The sequence below is a fragment of the Nocardia sp. alder85J genome (assembly GCF_020176955.2).
Classification (GTDB): Bacteria; Actinomycetota; Actinomycetes; order Mycobacteriales; family Mycobacteriaceae; genus Nocardia.
The window spans coordinates 559227-575693 of record NZ_JAIUCZ020000002.1; the positions used below are offsets into that span (position 1 = coordinate 559227).

15 protein-coding genes are annotated in these 16467 nt (G+C 70.8%); 8 read left to right on the top strand and 7 right to left on the bottom strand.

The window, feature by feature from the left end; all coding sequences use genetic code 11:
* Window positions 1–4: 4 nt before the first annotated feature.
* The gene (locus tag LBW94_RS08750; protein WP_225055509.1) at window positions 5–769 is read left to right on the top strand and encodes an SDR family oxidoreductase; all 765 of its coding nucleotides are present in this window, start codon (window positions 5–7) and stop codon (window positions 767–769) included.
* Window positions 770–781: 12 nt separating this feature from the next.
* Window positions 782–1699 (top strand): universal stress protein, encoded by a 918-nt coding sequence (locus tag LBW94_RS08755; protein WP_225055510.1) that lies wholly within the window; start codon window positions 782–784, stop codon window positions 1697–1699.
* Between the two features lie 23 nt (window positions 1700–1722).
* Here LBW94_RS08755 and LBW94_RS08760 read toward each other — a convergent pair whose 3' ends face one another.
* The 7 genes from LBW94_RS08760 to LBW94_RS08790 form a co-directional block, all read right to left on the bottom strand.
* On the bottom strand, window positions 1723–3453 hold the full coding sequence (locus LBW94_RS08760; protein ID WP_225055511.1) for a GAF domain-containing sensor histidine kinase: 1731 nt from the start codon (window positions 3451–3453) through the stop codon (window positions 1723–1725).
* Between the two features lie 109 nt (window positions 3454–3562).
* The gene (ppsA, locus tag LBW94_RS08765; protein ID WP_225055512.1) at window positions 3563–5890 is read right to left on the bottom strand and encodes a phosphoenolpyruvate synthase; all 2328 of its coding nucleotides are present in this window, start codon (window positions 5888–5890) and stop codon (window positions 3563–3565) included.
* A gap of 112 nt (window positions 5891–6002) precedes the next feature.
* Complete coding sequence (locus LBW94_RS08770; protein ID WP_225055513.1) at window positions 6003–6650, bottom strand: response regulator; 648 nt, start codon at window positions 6648–6650, stop codon at window positions 6003–6005.
* 105 nt (window positions 6651–6755) lie between these two features.
* Window positions 6756–7898, bottom strand: coding sequence for a site-2 protease family protein (locus LBW94_RS08775; RefSeq protein ID WP_225055514.1), 1143 nt, complete (start codon window positions 7896–7898; stop codon window positions 6756–6758).
* The gene (locus tag LBW94_RS08780; RefSeq protein WP_225055515.1) at window positions 7888–8091 is read right to left on the bottom strand and encodes a hypothetical protein; all 204 of its coding nucleotides are present in this window, start codon (window positions 8089–8091) and stop codon (window positions 7888–7890) included. The genes LBW94_RS08775 and LBW94_RS08780 overlap by 11 nt, the downstream gene beginning before the upstream one ends.
* A gap of 93 nt (window positions 8092–8184) precedes the next feature.
* Window positions 8185–9189 (bottom strand): Acg family FMN-binding oxidoreductase, encoded by a 1005-nt coding sequence (locus tag LBW94_RS08785; protein ID WP_225055516.1) that lies wholly within the window; start codon window positions 9187–9189, stop codon window positions 8185–8187.
* Between the two features lie 68 nt (window positions 9190–9257).
* A complete protein-coding gene (locus LBW94_RS08790; RefSeq protein ID WP_225055517.1) occupies window positions 9258–10151 on the bottom strand; it encodes a DUF302 domain-containing protein in 894 nt (297 codons plus the stop codon).
* 290 nt (window positions 10152–10441) lie between these two features.
* Here LBW94_RS08790 and LBW94_RS08795 point away from each other — a divergent pair, with 290 nt between their 5' ends.
* From LBW94_RS08795 to LBW94_RS08820, 6 genes are all read left to right on the top strand, one after another.
* A complete protein-coding gene (locus LBW94_RS08795) occupies window positions 10442–12223 on the top strand; it encodes a GAF domain-containing protein (protein WP_416276857.1) in 1782 nt (593 codons plus the stop codon).
* 85 nt (window positions 12224–12308) lie between these two features.
* On the top strand, window positions 12309–13118 hold the full coding sequence (locus LBW94_RS08800; RefSeq protein ID WP_225055519.1) for a sigma 54 modulation/S30EA ribosomal C-terminal domain-containing protein: 810 nt from the start codon (window positions 12309–12311) through the stop codon (window positions 13116–13118).
* Window positions 13119–13417: 299 nt separating this feature from the next.
* Window positions 13418–13789: a hypothetical protein gene (locus tag LBW94_RS08805; RefSeq protein ID WP_225055521.1), complete on the top strand. Its 372-nt coding sequence runs from the start codon at window positions 13418–13420 to the stop codon at window positions 13787–13789.
* Window positions 13786–14700: a hypothetical protein gene (locus LBW94_RS08810; protein WP_225055523.1), complete on the top strand. Its 915-nt coding sequence runs from the start codon at window positions 13786–13788 to the stop codon at window positions 14698–14700. The genes LBW94_RS08805 and LBW94_RS08810 overlap by 4 nt, the downstream gene beginning before the upstream one ends.
* Window positions 14687–16054 carry a V-type ATPase 116kDa subunit family protein gene (locus LBW94_RS08815; RefSeq protein WP_225055525.1) on the top strand — a complete coding sequence of 456 codons (1368 nt, stop codon included), beginning with the start codon at window positions 14687–14689 and terminating at the stop codon, window positions 16052–16054. The genes LBW94_RS08810 and LBW94_RS08815 overlap by 14 nt, the downstream gene beginning before the upstream one ends.
* Window positions 16048–16467, top strand: coding sequence for an ATP synthase subunit C (locus LBW94_RS08820; protein WP_225055527.1), 420 nt, complete (start codon window positions 16048–16050; stop codon window positions 16465–16467). Before LBW94_RS08815 ends, LBW94_RS08820 begins: the two co-directional genes overlap by 7 nt.

Below are 16467 nucleotides of genomic sequence, written 5' to 3' on the forward strand. Positions count from 1 at the left end.
GTCCATGACCAATTTTCATGGCAGAAGCGCCATCGTCACCGGCGGCGCCCGGGGTATCGGAGCTGCTATCGCAGCCGAACTCGTGAAACAGGGTATCGGCGTGGTGATCGGGGATCTGCTCGAGCGCGACGGCCGGGCCGTCGCCGATTCGCTCGGGCCGACCGCGATCTTCCGCCGGCTCGACGTGACCGACGAAGGCAACTGGCGCGCGGTCGCCGCCGACGCCGCGGCGATGTTCGGCCCGCCGGCGGTGCTCGTCAACAACGCGGGCATCGTGGATTTCGGCGGCATCGATACCGAGAAACCCACGGCTTTCCGGCATGTTCTGGACGTCGATCTGTACGGGGCGTGGCTGGGGATGCGAGTGCTCGTTCCCTACCTGCGGGCCGCGGGTGGCGGTGTGATCGTCAACGTGTCCTCCACCGCCGGTCTCGTCGGCTACGCCGATCTCGGCGCGTACTCGGCGAGCAAGTGGGGCCTGCGGGGGCTGACGAAATCCGCTGCGCTGGAACTGGGGCACGACGGCATCCGGGTCTGCTCGGTGCATCCCGGTCCCATCCACACCCCGATGACCGCCACGATGGACGACTCGGTCACGATCGCCCAGCCGCTGCCGCGCTTCGGCGAACCCGAGGAGGTGGCGGCGATGGTGCGGTTCATCGTCACCGAGGCCACCTATTCGACCGGTTCCGAATTCGTCGTGGACGGCGGCGCCACCGCCGGCCAGGTCGTGGCGGTTCCCGCCGAACATCACACCGAAGACTGGTAGGGGGAGAACATCATGACTCAGCCCCGTCCGGCGGTCCCGATTCCGCCGATCATCGTCGGCATCGATGGATCGGCGATGTCGCACCGAGCAGCCGCCTGGGCGGCGGCGGACGCGGCTCTGTACGGCTGCCGCCTGCACCTGGTGCATTCCGTGGCCGGACCCTCGGGGCTCGGTCCCGGCGTCGCGTGGGCAGGTATCGACTACGGGTGGGTGCATGCCGAGGCGGAGCGGGTACTGGCCGAGGCCACGGAGATCGTCCGAGCCGCGGTGCCCGATGACGGCCCGACGATCACCATGGAGATCACCCTCCAGCACACGGTCACCGATCTGGTGGAACTGTCGAAGTCCGCGCGTCTGGTCGTCGTCGGCGATCGAGGTCTGGGCGCGGTGGGCCGAGGGTTGCTCGGATCGGTCAGCTCCGCGGTGCTGCATCATGCGCATTGCCCGGTTGCGATCGTGCACTCTGCTACGGCTACCGACACGCAGCCGGCGGATCTGCCGGTGGTCGTCGGCGTCGACGGGACCGCCAACAGCGTGCCCGCGCTGGAGATCGCGTTCGAGGAGGCATCACGCCGGAAGGTCGGCCTGACGGCGGTGCATGCCTGGAGTGACCTGTCCGCGGGGTTGGAAGTGTCGATCACCGGCTGGGACGCCATCCACGATTCCGAGGCGGCGGTGTTGGCCGAGACCATGGCGGGCTGGACGCAACGCTATCCGGATGTCGCCGTGCATCGGATCCTGGCCCGCAATTCGCCGACCCGAGCGCTGCTGGATGCCGCGGACCATGCCCAGCTGGTCGTGGTCGGCAGCCACGGCCGTGGTGGCTTCACCGGCATGCTGATCGGCTCGACCAGTAATTCGCTGGCCCACGCGGTCCCTGGCCCGATCATCGTCGCCCGCAACCCGCTGTCCCGGGACAACGCAGGGTAGCGGGCAGTATCCGGGGAACCGGCTCAGCGCAGCGGTGCCGACCACACCAGCCGGGTACCGCTGCGCTGGATCTCGTGCTGCGAGACCGGCAGTATCTCGAACGTGCCGTCGCACTCCTCGGCGCGGCGCGCGAGGTTGGCCAGCCCGCTGACGGTGACCGACTCGGGGATTCCGCTGCCGTCGTCGCTCACGGTGATGGTGAGGTTGTCGTCGACGGCGATGTCGATGTCGACGGTGTCGGCGCCCGAATGCCGCACGGCGTTGCTGACCGCTTCCCGCACCACCGCCTCCGCGTGGTCGGCGAGATCGGGGTCGACGACCGACAACGGCCCGGCCACACGGAGCGAAGTGCGAATGCCGCTGTCGCCGGCCTGCTGCCGGATGGCCTGCTCGATGCGTTGCCGAAGCCGATTGCTGGGCACCGCCGATCCGTGCAGGTCGAAGATCGACGTGCGGATTTCCTGAACGACATCCTGGAGGTCGTTGACCGCGTCGGTGAGCCGCACCTGCACTTCCGGGATGCGGGTCCGGGATACGGTGCCCTGCAACGTCATTCCGATCGCGAACAGTCGCTGGATGACGTGGTCGTGCAGGTTCCGCGCGATCCGGTCGCGGTCGGTCAGCACATCGAGTTCCCGCATCCGATGCTGGCTTTCGGCCAGTTGCCGGGCCACCGCGGCCTGATCGGTGAACGCGGCCGCCAGATCCACGGTCTCGGGGTCGTAGCTCAGGCCGCCGACCTCCCGCACCGCGATCAGCACCCCGAACGTCGAATCCGAGGTGCACAACGGTAGTACCAGCGCCGGGCCCGCCTCGGGGAACACGACCCCCAGATCGGTGCCCCGCGCCGCCTCGAGACATACGGGGGTGCGCTGATCGAACGCCCGGCCGACGGTGCTGCCCGCCAGCGGCAGCCGCCGGTCGACATAGTGCGCGCTGTCCGGGCCGGCGGCACAGGTGACCAGCAGCACGCCGGTTTCGTCACTGGTCGCGGGGTCCGGGGCGACGGCCAGCAGCACCTGCTGCGACGCGGTCAATTCCCGTGCCTGGCCGACCAATTGGGTGAGCACCCGGTCGGGCTCGGTGCCGGCCAGGAATTCCGTGGTCAGGTCCCGGATCGCTTCGATCCACGCCTGACGGGTGCGCGCGGATTCGTACAGCCGGGCGTTGTCGATCGCGATACCGGCTGCCGCGGCCAGCGCCTGCACGATCAATTCGTCGTCCTCGGTGAACAGCTGCCCCCCGGCCTTCTCGGTGAGGTACAGATTGCCGAAGATCTCGTCGCGGATGCGGATCGGGACCCCGAGGAAGGTCCGCATCGGCGGATGATTCGCCGGAAATCCGACCGAGGCCGGATGATCGGCGAGATTCTCCAGCCGGATCGCCTCGGGCCGGCTGAACAGCAGCCCGAGCACGCCGTGCCCTTCGGGCAGGTCCCCGATGCGGGCCCGGGTGGCCTCGTCGATACCGCGATAGATGAACTGACTCAGGCGCTGGTCCCCGTCACGCACCCCGATCGCTCCGTATCGGGCGTCGACCAGATTGGTCGCGGTGTGGACGATCGTGGTGAGGGTCTCCGCCAGGTCCAGGCCCGCGGTGACGGTCAGCATGGCGTCCACGAGTCCGTCCATCCGGTCCCGGACATCGATGATCTGCTCGATCCGATCCCTCACCTCGGTCAGCAGCTCCCGCAGCCGCAACTGCGAAAGAGTCTCGCGCACCGAGTAGGAGCCGTCCCCCTGGCCTGCGGTCATAACAGAAATCCCGACCTTCCGGGCGCCGGACACAATTCGTGCGAATTGTATCCGGCGCCGGGGATCGGGATTCGGGAGCAGGCTGCCGGCCGGGCATCGGCCGCCGCGACTACCGCAGGCGCTGGTCGAGGCTGTTGTGCGCGTGGTCGAGCAGCAGCCGGCGTTCGGCGGCGGCGACGGTGCGGCGGGTGGCCGCGATCGCGTCCGGGGTCACCGACACCGAGGTGATGCCCATCCGTACCAGGTGCTCGGCGAATTCGGGGTGGGTCGACGGCGCCTGGCCGCACAGCGAGGAGGTGATCCCCATTCGCCGTGCGGTGCCGACGATCTCGCCGATCGCATGCAGCACCGCCGGGTCGGATTCGTCGAACAGTTCGGCGCACTGCTCGCTGTCGCGGTCCACGCCGAGCATCAGCTGGGTCAGGTCGTTGCTGCCGATGGAGACTCCGTCGATGCCCATACCGACGTATTCCGGCAGCCAGTGCACTACCGACGGCACCTCCGCCATCACCCAGCGGTGCAGGCCGCGGTCGCGGCCCAGCGGGCTCGCGTCCACCAGTTCCAGGCAGGCCTCGAGCTCCCAGCGTGTGCGCACGAACGGGATCATCAGATGCAGATTGGCGGTGCGGGCTCGGACTCGCGCGAGCGCCGCCAGCTCCATCCGGAACAGCTCCGGTTCCCGGATGTATCGATAACAGCCGCGGTAGCCGATCATCGGGTTGCGTTCCTCGGGCTCGTAGCGGCTGCCGCCGGTGAGGGCCCGGAACTCGTTGCTGCGCAGATCGGTTGCCCGGTAGACGACCGGGCGCGGCGCGAACGCCGCCGCGATCCGGTACAGCGACGATGCCATGGTCTCCACGAAGACCTGTTCCTCGCCGCGAGCGATCAGGTCTCGCGGATGCCGTCCGCCCAGGGCCTGGGTGAGCAGGGTCTCCGCCCGCAGCAGCCCGACACCGTCGACATCGGTGGCGGCGACGCGCTCGGCCACCTCGGGCAGCGCGAGGTTCACGTAGACGCGAGTCGCGGTGATATCCGTCGCCGGGGACACCGGCTGCTGCTCGTTGTCGTGTCGCAGCGGAATCACCGCGACCTGCTGGCGGGCCGGGGCACTCGACGGGGTGGCGGCGCGCACCTGGCCGGTACCGCCGTCGACGCTGACCCAGCGGCCGTCGGTGAGCGTGGTGGTCGCGGACCGGGTGCCGACCACACACGGCACGCCGAGTTCCCGGGCCACGATGGCCGCGTGGCAGGTCATCCCGCCGCTGTCGGTGACCAGTGCGGCAGCCCGGGTGATGGTCGGCAGCCAGTCGGGGTTCGTCATCGGCGCCACCAGGATCTCGCCGTCGCGCAGCGCGGTGCCGTCCGCCGGGGTGCGGAGCACCCGGACCGGTCCGCCGGCGACACCGGGGGCGGCGGCCAGCCCGCGCACCAGCACCTCGTCACTGTCGACCGCGGTCGCCATCGGCTGCGGCCGGCTCGGCAGGGTGGTGATCGGCCGGGCCTGGACCAGCCAGAGCTCCCGGTCGTCGAAGACCCATTCCACGTCCTGGGGCCGGCCACCGTGGTGTTGTTGCACCTGCTGCGCCAGCCGGGCGACGGCGAGCACCTGATCGGGATCGAGCACGGGTGCGGCGGTGTCCGCGGCGGTCAGGTCCACGCGCCGGTCGCCGTCGGAGCCGGGCAGGATCGCGAAGTCCTGGGTGCCACGGCGGCTGCTGAGCAGCGTCGGGCCGGCCGGATCGACGATGTAGGTGTCGGGTTCGACCGAGCCGGACACCACCACCTCACCCTGTCCGCGAGCGGCCTCGATGACGATGTGGTCGGCGCCGGTCGCCGGGTCGGCGGTGAAGGCGACCCCTGCTTCCTTCGCGACCACCATGCGTTGCACCACGACCGCCATCTCCGGCCGCTGCCGCATCTGCCGCCGCGCCCGATAGGTCAGCACCCGCGGGGTGAACAGCGACGCCCAGCAATCGACCACCGCCGCCAGCAGCGCGTCGTCACCGTGCACGTTGGTCACCGTGACGTTCATGCCCGCGAAGGAGGCGGTGGCGCCGTCCTCGCCGACGGCCGACGACCGGACCGCGACCGGCACCTCCGCACCGAGCCCGTGATAGGCGGCCAGGACGGTCGCCCGCAACTGCGCATCGATCGCGCTGTCGTGCACGAGATCTCGCATCTCACGGCACAGCTCTTCCAAGCGCTGCGGTTGTGCGCGAGCCGTCGCCGCCGCCAATGCCTCGGTGTGCAGCGCGTACAGCTGCCGGCCGTGCACCCCATGGTCGATCGCGTGCTCGTAGCCGGCCCGCAGTATCACGAAGCCCGACGGCACCGGTAATTTCGCCGCCACCAGCTCGCCGAGATTGGCCCCCTTGCCACCGGCGCGGTCCGCGTCGTCCAGTCGTAGATCTTCGAATCCGGCCACGTAGTCGGTCATGACACCTATCCGATCTGTCGGGAAAAGGTTCTGCTGGAACCAGATTCGCCGTTCGACCGGTCCGGGTCGACGGTCCGAGGTCCCTTTTCCGGTGGGCCTCGGTCCCTGACCGTCAGTGCCCGGTGTCCTTGGCGGTGCGCAGCTGTGAGGCGTACACCGCCGCCTGGGTGCGGCGTTCCATCCCGAGTTTGGCCAGCAGCCGGGAGACATAGTTCTTGACGGTCTTCTCGGCGAGGAACATGCGCTCGGCGATCTGCCGGTTGGTCAGGCCGTCGCCGAGCAGGTCCAGCAGTTTGCGTTCCTGATCGGTCAGCCCGGCCAGCGGGCCGTCCGGCTGGGTACTGCGGCGCAGCCGGTCCATCAGCGCGGCGGCGGCCCGGTTGTCCAGCAGCGAGCGGCCGCTGCCGACGGCCTTGACCGCGGCGGCCAGTTCCATCCCTTTGATGTCCTTCACGACATAGCCGCTGGCCCCGGCGAGGATGGCGTCCATCATCGCCTGTTCGTCGGTGAACGAGGTGAGGATCAGGCAGCGCAGATCGTCGAGCTTGGACAGCAGATCGCGGCACAACTCGATGCCGTTGCCGTCGGGCAACCGCACATCCAGCACCGCGACGTCCGGCCGCAGGGCCGGTATCCGCGCCAGTGCCCCGGCCACGTCGCCGGCCTCACCGATGACGGTCAACTCCGGGTCGTTGGACAACAGATCGACCAGACCGCGGCGGACTATCTCGTGGTCGTCCACCAGGAAAACCTTGATCATGACGGATCCAATCGCTGTGGGGATCGGTTATCACCTTAAACCGCCTCGACCCGCCCGGCATACGGACGAAAGTCACCGGTCCCGATCGCCGTCCGGCCCGGATCCTCACCTGTCGGTGCGGCCGATGGGCAGCCCGAGCGCGGACCTGTCACAGGCGGTGGCCATATCCGTCGCGGTGACGATGCCGATCAGCCGGCCCTGCCCGTCCACGACCGTGATCGCGTCCAGATCGGGCCGCAGCACGACCCGGGTCGCGGCGTCCGCCAGCGGTGTGTCGGCGGTGACGACCGCGCCCGGCGGCAGGTTCCGCGCGATCGCCGCGACCGGGGTCACTCCCCGGGCCGGCGCCGGGGTCCGGGCCAGGTCCGGCCACGCCGCGATCGCGGATGGCCGACCGGTCTCGTCCACGACCGGGAAGATTCGATGGCCACCGCTCGCCGCCTCGGAGCGCAGCAGGTCGTCGACCGACCAACGTCCCGGCACCGCCACCACCGGACTGCTCATGACCTCGCCGACGGTGCTGTCACCCAGCCGATGACGTAGTCCGGCGACAGCCAATTCGCTGCCTGCGGAGGTGCGCAGGAACCAGCCCAGCAGCATCGGCCACAGCCCGTCCAGTCGCCGCGTCGACACGATCTCGAGCACGCCGAGCATGATGAGGATCGTTCCCAGCCAGCGTCCGCTGCGGGCGGCGACGGTCGCCGCACGCAAGCGATCGCCGGTGCGCCACCAGACCACTGCCCGCAGCACCCGGCCGCCGTCGAGGGGAGCACCCGGCAGCATGTTGAACACGGCCAGCACGATGTTCATGACCGCCAGCCAGACCAGCGTGAGCGTGACCGCGCCGTCCGGTGCGAACGCGGCGGCGAGTATCGAGGCGGCGAACGCGACGACCGCGGTCGCCAGGCTGGCCAGCGGACCGGCCAGGGCGATCCACAGGTCCGTGCGCGCGTCCGGCGGTTCGTCGGCGAGTTCGGAGGCGCCGCCGAGCAGCCAGAACACGATGCGCTCGACCCGTACACCGTGGCGGCGGGCCACGATCGAATGCGCGAGCTCGTGCCCGGCCAGCGTGGCGAACAGCACCACCGCGCCGGCCGCCGCCACGATCCACAGGTACACCGGGCCGCCGTGACCGTCGAGGGCGCTGTGCAGGATCCAGGCGAACACGGCGAGCGTGGCCAGCACCGACCAATGGGCGCCGAGCCGGATTCCGGCGATCCGGCCGAGGGGCAGGGTTTCACGCAGCACGGCCGGTCACCTCCTGCCGGCACCGGTTCGTGGCGACCGGGTTCGGGCGCCACAGGACCACCGGCAACAGGGTTGTTCCGGCCGCCCCCATCACGGCCAACGGCACGACTGCCGGTACCGCGCCGAACCGGGCGAGTACGGCGACGAGTGCGGGCACCGCGGCGATGCATCCGGACAGATATCGAATGTTCATGTGTTCCAGCCTGTTCCACATCCGGTTCGCTGTCCGGAGCCGTCCTGCCTCGCGGTCGGTGACCAACGTCATCACGCGGCCGCGTGGTCGATGTCACTGCTCGGAGCGGAGCTCCAGACAATCGTCGAGCGGTCTGCGGGGAGTGGGAGCCGGGCGGCCGTCGTCCGGTGCCAGGCCGATGCGGATCACCACCTGCGGCACTGCCGGGTGCGGCAGCAACTCCGCGACCGTGCGCCGGGCGATGCCCGACTCGGTGACATGGGTGAGCGCGCAGGTCGACAAGCCCGCGGCGGCGCATTCCAGCAGCACGGCCGACAGTGCTTCACCGGTCTGGAGCCACAGCTCCCGGGTGTCGGTCGCGCAGCTCAACACCACCAGCCGCGCCGCGTCGGCGAGCGCACCGCGCCGGGCCGAGTGCGGCGCAGTGGGGAACGAACGCGCGATGTCGGTGCGCGTCGCCTCCTCCGCGGAGACCAGCGCGGTCTCCGGGACGCCCTCGGCGACATCGGAATGCCCGGTCCACCAGGCTAATTCCTGCTGGTAGAACAGATCTTCGCGATGTGCCGCCGCAGCCTGCTCCGACGCCGCCGCCAGCCGGGGGCGGCTCTCCTCCGGGAGGACGTCCAAGTCCACGTCATGCGGTTCGGCGAGGCGGCGCAGCGCTCGCGCCGTGGTATCGAATTCCGGCGGCGCGAGCATCGGCAGCCGGTCGCTGTACCGCTCGGCGATGGCGTGCGCGCGACGCGGCACCCCGGCCGGCGGGTCCGGCCAGGGCCGGAACTCGATGGCCGCCAGATGGTCGGGCCGGTGGGGGTCGGGAAACCGCTCGGTGTCGGTGTGCCAACCGGCCGCGGCGAAGGCGGTGCGGGCGTGATGCAGAACCGCGCCGCAGCTGATCAGCTGCTGTCGATTGCGCGGGTCGGCCGCGGGCAGGACCCGATCCAGATCGGCGAACAGATGCAGACGTCCACCGTCGAAGACCCAGTGCCACGGCTGGGTGTTGTGGATCGACGGAGCGCGCCCGGCCAGCCGCAGCGCCGCCTGCACGGCGGGCCGGTCCGGAATCGGTGTCGTGGCGACGTGATCCATAGCTGTCATGACGTCAGGATGGTCCGGCTCGGTCACCGCCGGATACGGGCTTCCGCCTCGGTCGTGCGGGCCGATGGTCACATTTCCGTGAGTTCGGCGAGGTCGTCGGCCGGCCTTCCCATCCCGTCCAGCGCGGCGGCCAGCAGGTGGCGCATCTCGTCGGCGACCTCCTGCAGGTCGTCGTGCCGGGTGGCGCGCACCAGGACCGCCGGATCCGCGGCCTCGACCCGGACACGTCCGTCCTGCTCGCGGATCGCGACGGCGCGCGGCAGCAGCAGACCCGCCTGCGGGTCCACGGCCACGGCACTTGCGGTCAGTCGCGGATGACAGGCATCGAGGACGAGATGCCTGTCGCCGGGTGCGCCGAGTTCGTCCCGCATGGTGGCCTGCAGGTCCATCTCGCCGAGGATCTCGAAACCCGCTGCCCGTAGTGCCTCCCGGACCAATGTGACGGCGCGGTCGAACACGATGTCCAGGTCGACGGTGACGGCCGTCGGTGGCGCCACGGGGACGCGGATCTCGGTCAACAGCCGTTTCGGGTCGGCCACCTCGTCGGGTCCCACCAGGTAGACCTCCGTCGGCGGGCCGATCGGGCGGTGGCCGGAGATTCGCAACCATTCGCGCAATGCCGTGTAGGCCCCGCCGAGCCCGTCGTAACCGCCGCGATGGCAGGTGCGGGCCACCAGTGTCCCGGGGGTCACGATGACCTCGGCGCCCGACCGCGGCCCCAGGGCGGCGCCGGGTTCGACGGGCACCGCGAAATCCACCTCCACCGTCTCACCGTCCGGCACCGATTGCCGATAGGTGATCGTGGGCGAACCACACGCCACCAGCCCGGTCCGGCCGGCCACCGTCACCAGTTCCCGCATGCCCGCGGCCAGATCGGCGCCGAGTCGATCCTGCCGGACCTCCCGCGGCACCCGCAGCACCGCCTGCGGCACCGCCTCGCACACCGCCACCCGGTACTCCATCACGAACTCCTTCCATCGCTTGTAACCCGTGAGCATCCCGCTCTCGGCCCCGCACGCCCAGAGCAGATGGACTCGCCCGTAAAGGACGAATGCACTTCGTTCGACGTGGCGGTCGGCGGGGGTCGGTCCCGGGGTCACCGGAAGGTGACGCGGGAGCAGCTCCGCAGCGACATGGCCTGGACGGCTTGTGTACCGCGCGTGGGACTTTCGACATGCCAGCGACCGACTTCGGGCCCTAGACTGAGGTGTCGGCCGGTCAACCGCCTGCGGGCAGGGAGAAAGGTTGTACCGTGGCTGATTCGCTCGAAGGCATCGTGGCTGATTCGCTCGACGGCGCCGCGAATGTGCCACCGGTCGGTGTCGAGAGCGCCGGACCGGTCCGTGAGACGTTGTCGCAGTTGCGGTTACGGGAGTTGCTCGGGGAGGTACGCGGGCGGGTCGACGAGATCATCGATGCCCGGGACCGGATGGACGGGCTGGTCGAGGCGATGCTCGCGGTGACCGCCAGCCTGGATCTGGACGACACGCTGACCCGGATCGTGCAGACCGCCATTACGCTGGCCGACGCCCGGTACGGGGCGCTCGGGGTCCGTGGTCACGACGAACAGCTCGCACGATTCATCCACGAGGGCATCGACGCCGGCACGACCAGCGAGATCGGCCCGCTGCCGCAGGGCAAGGGGGTGCTCGGACTGCTGCTGGCCCAGCCGAAGGTGATCCGGCTCGACGACCTGGCCGGTCACCCGGACTCGGTCGGTTTCCCGGCCGGACATCCCCCGATGCACGGATTCCTCGGCGTGCCGGTGCACACCCGCGGCCGCATCTACGGCAACCTCTATCTGACCGAGAAGAACAGCGGCCTGCCGTTCACCGAGGACGACGAGATCCTGGTGACCGCCCTGGCCGCCGCCGCGGGTGTGGCCATCGATAATGCGCACCTGTTCGAGGCCGCGAAGGCTCGGCAGGAGTGGATCGCGGCCACCCGGGACATCACCACTGCTTTCCTCGCCGGTATCGACTACGACCGGGTGCTCGTCCAACTCGTCGACCGTGCCCGTCAACTGTCCGGATCCCGGCGCGCGTTGCTCGCCCTCTCTCCGGACCCGGACGTCCCCGCCGGTGATGTCCGGGAGTTGGTCATCGCACAATGCTCCGGGCCCGGCGAGATGCCCCTGCCCGCCACGGTGTCTCTCCCCGGTACCGCCCTCGGGCAGGCATTCACCGGTCGCACTCCCGTCCACCACGCCTACGTGGATCCGGAGAACCCGACGGGGCTGCCGGTGGGGACCGGTCCGATTCTGATGCTGCCCCTGCACACCAGCGACACCGCGCTGGGGGTACTTGTCATCCAGCACGAACCCGGGCACGCCCCCTACGATGCCGAAACCGTCGAACTGGTCGAGGTGTTCACCGGACAGGCCGCACTCGCCATGCGACTGGCGGCCACCCAGCAGCGTGTGCGGGAGCTGGACGTGCTCTCCGACCGGGACCGCATCGCGCGCGATCTGCACGATCACGTGATTCAACGGCTGTTCGCCGTCGGTCTGTCCCTCCAGGGCGCGGCCGCGCGCACCCGCCGCGACGATGTCCGCGAACGGCTCACCGCCGTCATCGATGACCTGCAGTCGGTGATCGGCGAGATCCGCAGCTCCATCTACCAGCTGCACGACGGTGGGGCGACCGTGCGGCTGCGGCAACGCGTCGACGAGATCGTCCGCCAGCACACCGACGGCACCGACCTGCGCGTCAGCACCCGCATCCGCGGCCCACTCGACGCGATCGACCCCGAACTGGCCGAACACGCCGAGGCCGTGATCCGCGAGACGATCAGCAACGCCGTCCGGCACGCCCACGCCGACACGATCACCCTCGACATCACCGTCGACGACGACCTCGGCATCGTCGTGGAGGACGACGGCGGCGGCATTCCCGACGGCATCACCCCCAGCGGCCTGGCCAACCTCACGCAACGCGCCCGCCAGACCGGTGGCGAGCTCACGATCGGCCCGGCCACCGCCGCGGGCCCCCGCGGTCCCGGTACCCGGATCCGCTGGACCGCGCCACTGCCCTGACGTCCGGAAGCAACGGCCGATCGTCCCTTCCGGCAAGTGATTTCGGCCCTTTCGGCCCGGCCGGTCGGCTCGGCATCGTGGACCGATGACCAACGTGGAATGCCAGATCTCGGCCGACCAGCACGTCTCCGCGGCAGCGGCGGACTATGCCCGCGAGAAGATCGGTCACGCCCTCCGCTGTACCCCCGAACCCGTCCTCTCCGCGCACGTCCGGCTCACCGGGCATCGTGACCCGGCGGTCGCGAAACCTGTTGTCGCGCATGTGAACGTCAATGTGAACGGACATCCGGTCCAGGCCCGGACCGAGGCGGCGACCAGCCGTGAGGCCGTCGACCTGCTTGCCGCGCGGCTGACCGCCCGGCTGAGCCGGTTGCCTCGTCACGGTGACACGGCACGCGGCGGGCACGACCAGCACGCGGCACACGAATGGCGGCACAGCGATCCCCGCAGGGAACCATTGCCCTACTTCCCGCGCCCGGTGGAGCAGCGCGAGGTCTATCGGCACGCCGCGTTCCCGCCGGTGCCGCAACTCTGTGACGAGGCGGCCCTGGACATGGACCTCATGGACTACGAGTTCCACCTGTTCACCGAGTCCGGCAGCGGCATCGACAGCGTCCTCTACCGCACCACCACGGGATTGCGCCTGGCACAAGCGAATCCGCGACCCGACACGATCATCCGAGGCGACGTCGACCTCGACACGGACACCGGCGCCGCACCGGTGCTGAGCGAGGCGGCGGCCATCGCGCGACTGGAGTTGTCGGGCCGGCCGTTCGTCTTCTTCATCGACCCCGATTCCGGGCGCGGGCGTCTGCTCTACCACCGGTACGACGGGCACTACGGGCTGCTCACCGCGGCCGTCGCACCGGGGGGCAGTGGTGCGGGGCAGCGCTGAACCGGGGGTCCGTACCGCTGGGCACCGCGGGGCCGCCCGTGCCCGGGAGGGATATCGGCCGGTGATCCAGCTGATGACCGAAGTCCCCATGGCGGCGGACTTTGCGCTCTCCCCGCGACCCGGTGCGCTGCCGTTGACTGGAGGTAACGACTCGTACCGGGTCGACCGGGATTCGGAGGGGTTGATGGGCGGCATGAGCCACGATCCAGTGGGAGCACGAAATGCCAGGCTGGCGTGATTTCCTGGATCGATTCCGGCCCGCCGGCGCCCCCGGCGCTGCGGTCCCGGGTGGAGTGCCGGTGGACCGGGCAGCCGCAGCGGCAGCGGAACTGATGCCGCTGCTGGCCCGTCTCGACGACGACCAGCAACGAGCCGACGGCGTCCGCCGCGCGGGGCTGGACCGGGCCGAGCAGATCCGGCGGGACGGATCGGCCGCGGCCGCGGCCGTGCGGGCCCGAGCCGCGGAGAACGCAGAATCCGTTGCGGCACAAGCGGAGGCGGAGGTGCTCGGCAGCGCCGCAACGCCCGGCGAAGGCGCTGCGCCGGACACCGCCGAGATCGCCCGGCGGGCCGCCGAGCGATTGCCCGGCGAGGTCGAGCGAGTGGTGGCGGTGGCTCGGGAGCTGATCGCGCAGCTGTGCGCGCCGATCCCGGAAGCGGCGGACCGATGAGCGCGGGCTGGGTGGCGGCCACCGTCCGGGCCGTCGCAATGACCCGGCGCTACCCGGGGACCGGGGGCGCGCGGGATCTGGCTGCCGCGGGTTCACTGACGGCGGCGCAGCGACTGCTGTCGGCCGGCCCGTACGGCCGGCATGTCACGGTCGGAATGTCGTTGCCCGACAGTGAATACGGGGTATTCGCCGCGACGCTCTGGCAGCTGCGGGTGCTCGCGGGCTGGCAGCCGCCCGCGGGGGCGCGCCTGATCCGGACGCTGGCCGGTGGCTTCGAGGTGGCCAACATCGCCGCCCTGGCCGCCGCCACGACCGGCTCGTCCCGGCCGCCGGCCTTCGACGCGGGGGCGCTGGCCTGGGCCTGGCCGCGCCTGCGGGAGATCACGACATTACCGGAATTGCGTGCGGCACTGCGAAATTCGACCTGGGGAGATCCGGGTACGGAGGTGCTGCCGGATCTCGTCGACGCGGTCACCGCCGTCTGGGCGGGCCGGGTGGCCGCGCAGGTCTCCCCGGCCCGGGACTGGGCCGCCGGCGGACTTGCCTTGCTGGTGGCTCGCCGACGATTCGCCGAAGCTCGTGTTGTTCCGGAATCGGTTGCCCGCGAGGCGAACCGGCTGCTGGGTGACCGGGCCGTCGCGGCGACGGGGCTGTCGGCCTACGCCGCCGCGCTGCCGGCGGGGGCACGGTGGGCGGTGCCCGACGGCGCCGCCGACCTGTGGCGTGCCGAATTCGCCTGGTGGGCGCGGCTGGCTCGCGACGGACGGATCCTGCTGGGCGCCAAGCGTTTCGATTTCACCGCCCCGGTCGGCGCCGTCGCCGTGCTGGCCGCCGACGCCTGGCGGGTCCGGGCCGCGCTGCAAGTCGCGGCCGGGGCCGCGACCGAGGAGACCTACGATGAACTGGTCTGAGAATTTCGCACCGGTGCGGATGCAACGGATCGCGGTCGTCGCCCCCACGGATGCGCTGCGTGACGTCCTGGTCGCGGTCGCCGCGGCCGGTGTCTGGGAGCCCGATCACGGCACCACCGGAGACCGGCCGGACGCCGAGACCCCGCCCGTGCTGTCCCGCACCGGGCCCGACCTCGCGGCATGGGAACGAGCGGGCCGCCTCGATCTGCTGGCAGGCGAACGCCTGCTCGACGGCGAGCTGGAGGCCGCGGTGCGCCGTGGCCGCATCGCGGCCTGGGCCGGCTGGTGTCCGGAATCGGAGGTCGACGGGCTGCGCGGACTGTTGCGCCCGCTGGGCGCCGCGGCCGTGCCGCTGCCCGCACCCGACGGTATCGATCCGCCCACCCTGCTCGATCCCGCCCCCCGGGCGCGGCGGGCGTTCGCACCGCTGGTCGGCGTGTACGGCGTCGTGCCCTATCGGGATATCGACCCCACGGTCGCGGCCGGACTGGCCTATGTGGCGATGTTCGGCATGATGTTCGGCGATCTGGGACACGGCCTGCTGCTGATCGCGGCGGCCGCGGTGCTGCGATCGGGCCGGATCAGGCGACTGGCGTCGCTGCGCCGGCTGTGGGTGTTCGTCGCCGGCGCCGGACTGGCCGCCGCCGGATTCGGTGTGCTGTACGGGGAGTTCTTCGGGCCCACCGGGCTGGTCCCGGTGGTCTGGCTGAATCCCCTCGACGAGCCCGTCCGCCTGATGCTGGTGGCGCTGGCGGCCGGAGCGGGACTGCTGGGGCTGTCGTACGGCTTCGGGACGGTCAACCGCTGGCGCGAGGGCGGCGTGCGGCTGGCGCTGTATTCGTCATCCGGAATCGCCGGGGCGGCAACATTTCTCGGTCTCGGTGTGCTCGCGGCGGGGATCCAGTGGCGGCTGCCGGCGGTGCTCGCGGGCGGTGTGGCCCTGACCGCGGCGGGGCTGGTGTTGTCGCTGATCGGCATGCTGGGGGAGTCCGGAGGTGGCGCGACCGGGGTGGTGCGGTCCGGGATCGGCCTGCTCGATCTGGTCATGCACATCGGCGCCAACGTGGTGTCGTTCGCCCGGCTGGCGGCCTTCGGCATGACCCACGCGGCGCTGGGCTGGGTGGTGTGGCGCGGCACCCTCGCCATCGCCGGCCACGGGCCGGTCGGAATCGCTTTCGCCGCGGTGTTCGTCGTCGTCGGCAATCTGCTGACCTTCGCATTGGAGGCGCTGGTGGCCGGAGTGCAGGCACTGCGGCTGGAATTCTACGAATTGTTCTCCAGGATCTTCGCCGGGACGGGACGCTCGTTCGCGCCGTGGCGGATCCCGATCGAGGAAACGGAGCAGCCATGCTGACCTGGATCATCGCCATACCCGTCCTGGTGGTCGCCACCGCGCTGGCCACCGCGGCCCTACGGCACCGTGGCCGCAGCGCCTGGCGGTTGTGCGCCGCCGCCGGCGCCCTCGCCGTCCTGATCGGCGGCGTGTCGACGGTATTGCTCGTCTCCGCGGGTCCCGCACTGGCGGATACGCAAGCGGCCGCCGGCGGCGGGGGCGCCGGCTCGGCCGCCCTCATCGGCGCGGCCGTCGCGGTGGCGGGCTCCTCCATCGCCGCCGGGATCGCCGTCGCCTACACCGGTGCGGCCGCGCTGGCGGCGCTGAGCGAGCGGCCGGAGTTGTTCGGCCGCGCGATGGTGATCGTCGGCCTCGCCGAGGGGATCGCCATCTACGGCCTCATCATCGCGGTGATGCTGATCGGAAAGGCCTGA

Excerpts from the sequence above, each read along its gene's own strand:
- LBW94_RS08815 (WP_225055525.1), top strand. The coding sequence starts at position 14,687 with ATGAACTGGTCTGAGAATTTCGCACCGGTGCGGATGCAACGGATCGCG.
- LBW94_RS08800 (WP_225055519.1), top strand. The coding sequence starts at position 12,309 with ATGACCAACGTGGAATGCCAGATCTCGGCCGACCAGCACGTCTCCGCG.
- LBW94_RS08750 (WP_225055509.1), top strand. The coding sequence starts at position 5 with ATGACCAATTTTCATGGCAGAAGCGCCATCGTCACCGGCGGCGCCCGG.
- ppsA (WP_225055512.1), bottom strand. The coding sequence starts at position 5,890 with ATGACCGACTACGTGGCCGGATTCGAAGATCTACGACTGGACGACGCG.
- LBW94_RS08780 (WP_225055515.1), bottom strand. The coding sequence starts at position 8,091 with ATGAACATTCGATATCTGTCCGGATGCATCGCCGCGGTGCCCGCACTC.
- LBW94_RS08810 (WP_225055523.1), top strand. The coding sequence starts at position 13,786 with ATGAGCGCGGGCTGGGTGGCGGCCACCGTCCGGGCCGTCGCAATGACC.
- LBW94_RS08785 (WP_225055516.1), bottom strand. The coding sequence starts at position 9,189 with ATGACAGCTATGGATCACGTCGCCACGACACCGATTCCGGACCGGCCC.
- LBW94_RS08820 (WP_225055527.1), top strand. The coding sequence starts at position 16,048 with ATGCTGACCTGGATCATCGCCATACCCGTCCTGGTGGTCGCCACCGCG.
- LBW94_RS08790 (WP_225055517.1), bottom strand. The coding sequence starts at position 10,151 with ATGGAGTACCGGGTGGCGGTGTGCGAGGCGGTGCCGCAGGCGGTGCTG.
- LBW94_RS08755 (WP_225055510.1), top strand. The coding sequence starts at position 782 with ATGACTCAGCCCCGTCCGGCGGTCCCGATTCCGCCGATCATCGTCGGC.
- LBW94_RS08770 (WP_225055513.1), bottom strand. The coding sequence starts at position 6,650 with ATGATCAAGGTTTTCCTGGTGGACGACCACGAGATAGTCCGCCGCGGT.
- LBW94_RS08760 (WP_225055511.1), bottom strand. The coding sequence starts at position 3,453 with ATGACCGCAGGCCAGGGGGACGGCTCCTACTCGGTGCGCGAGACTCTT.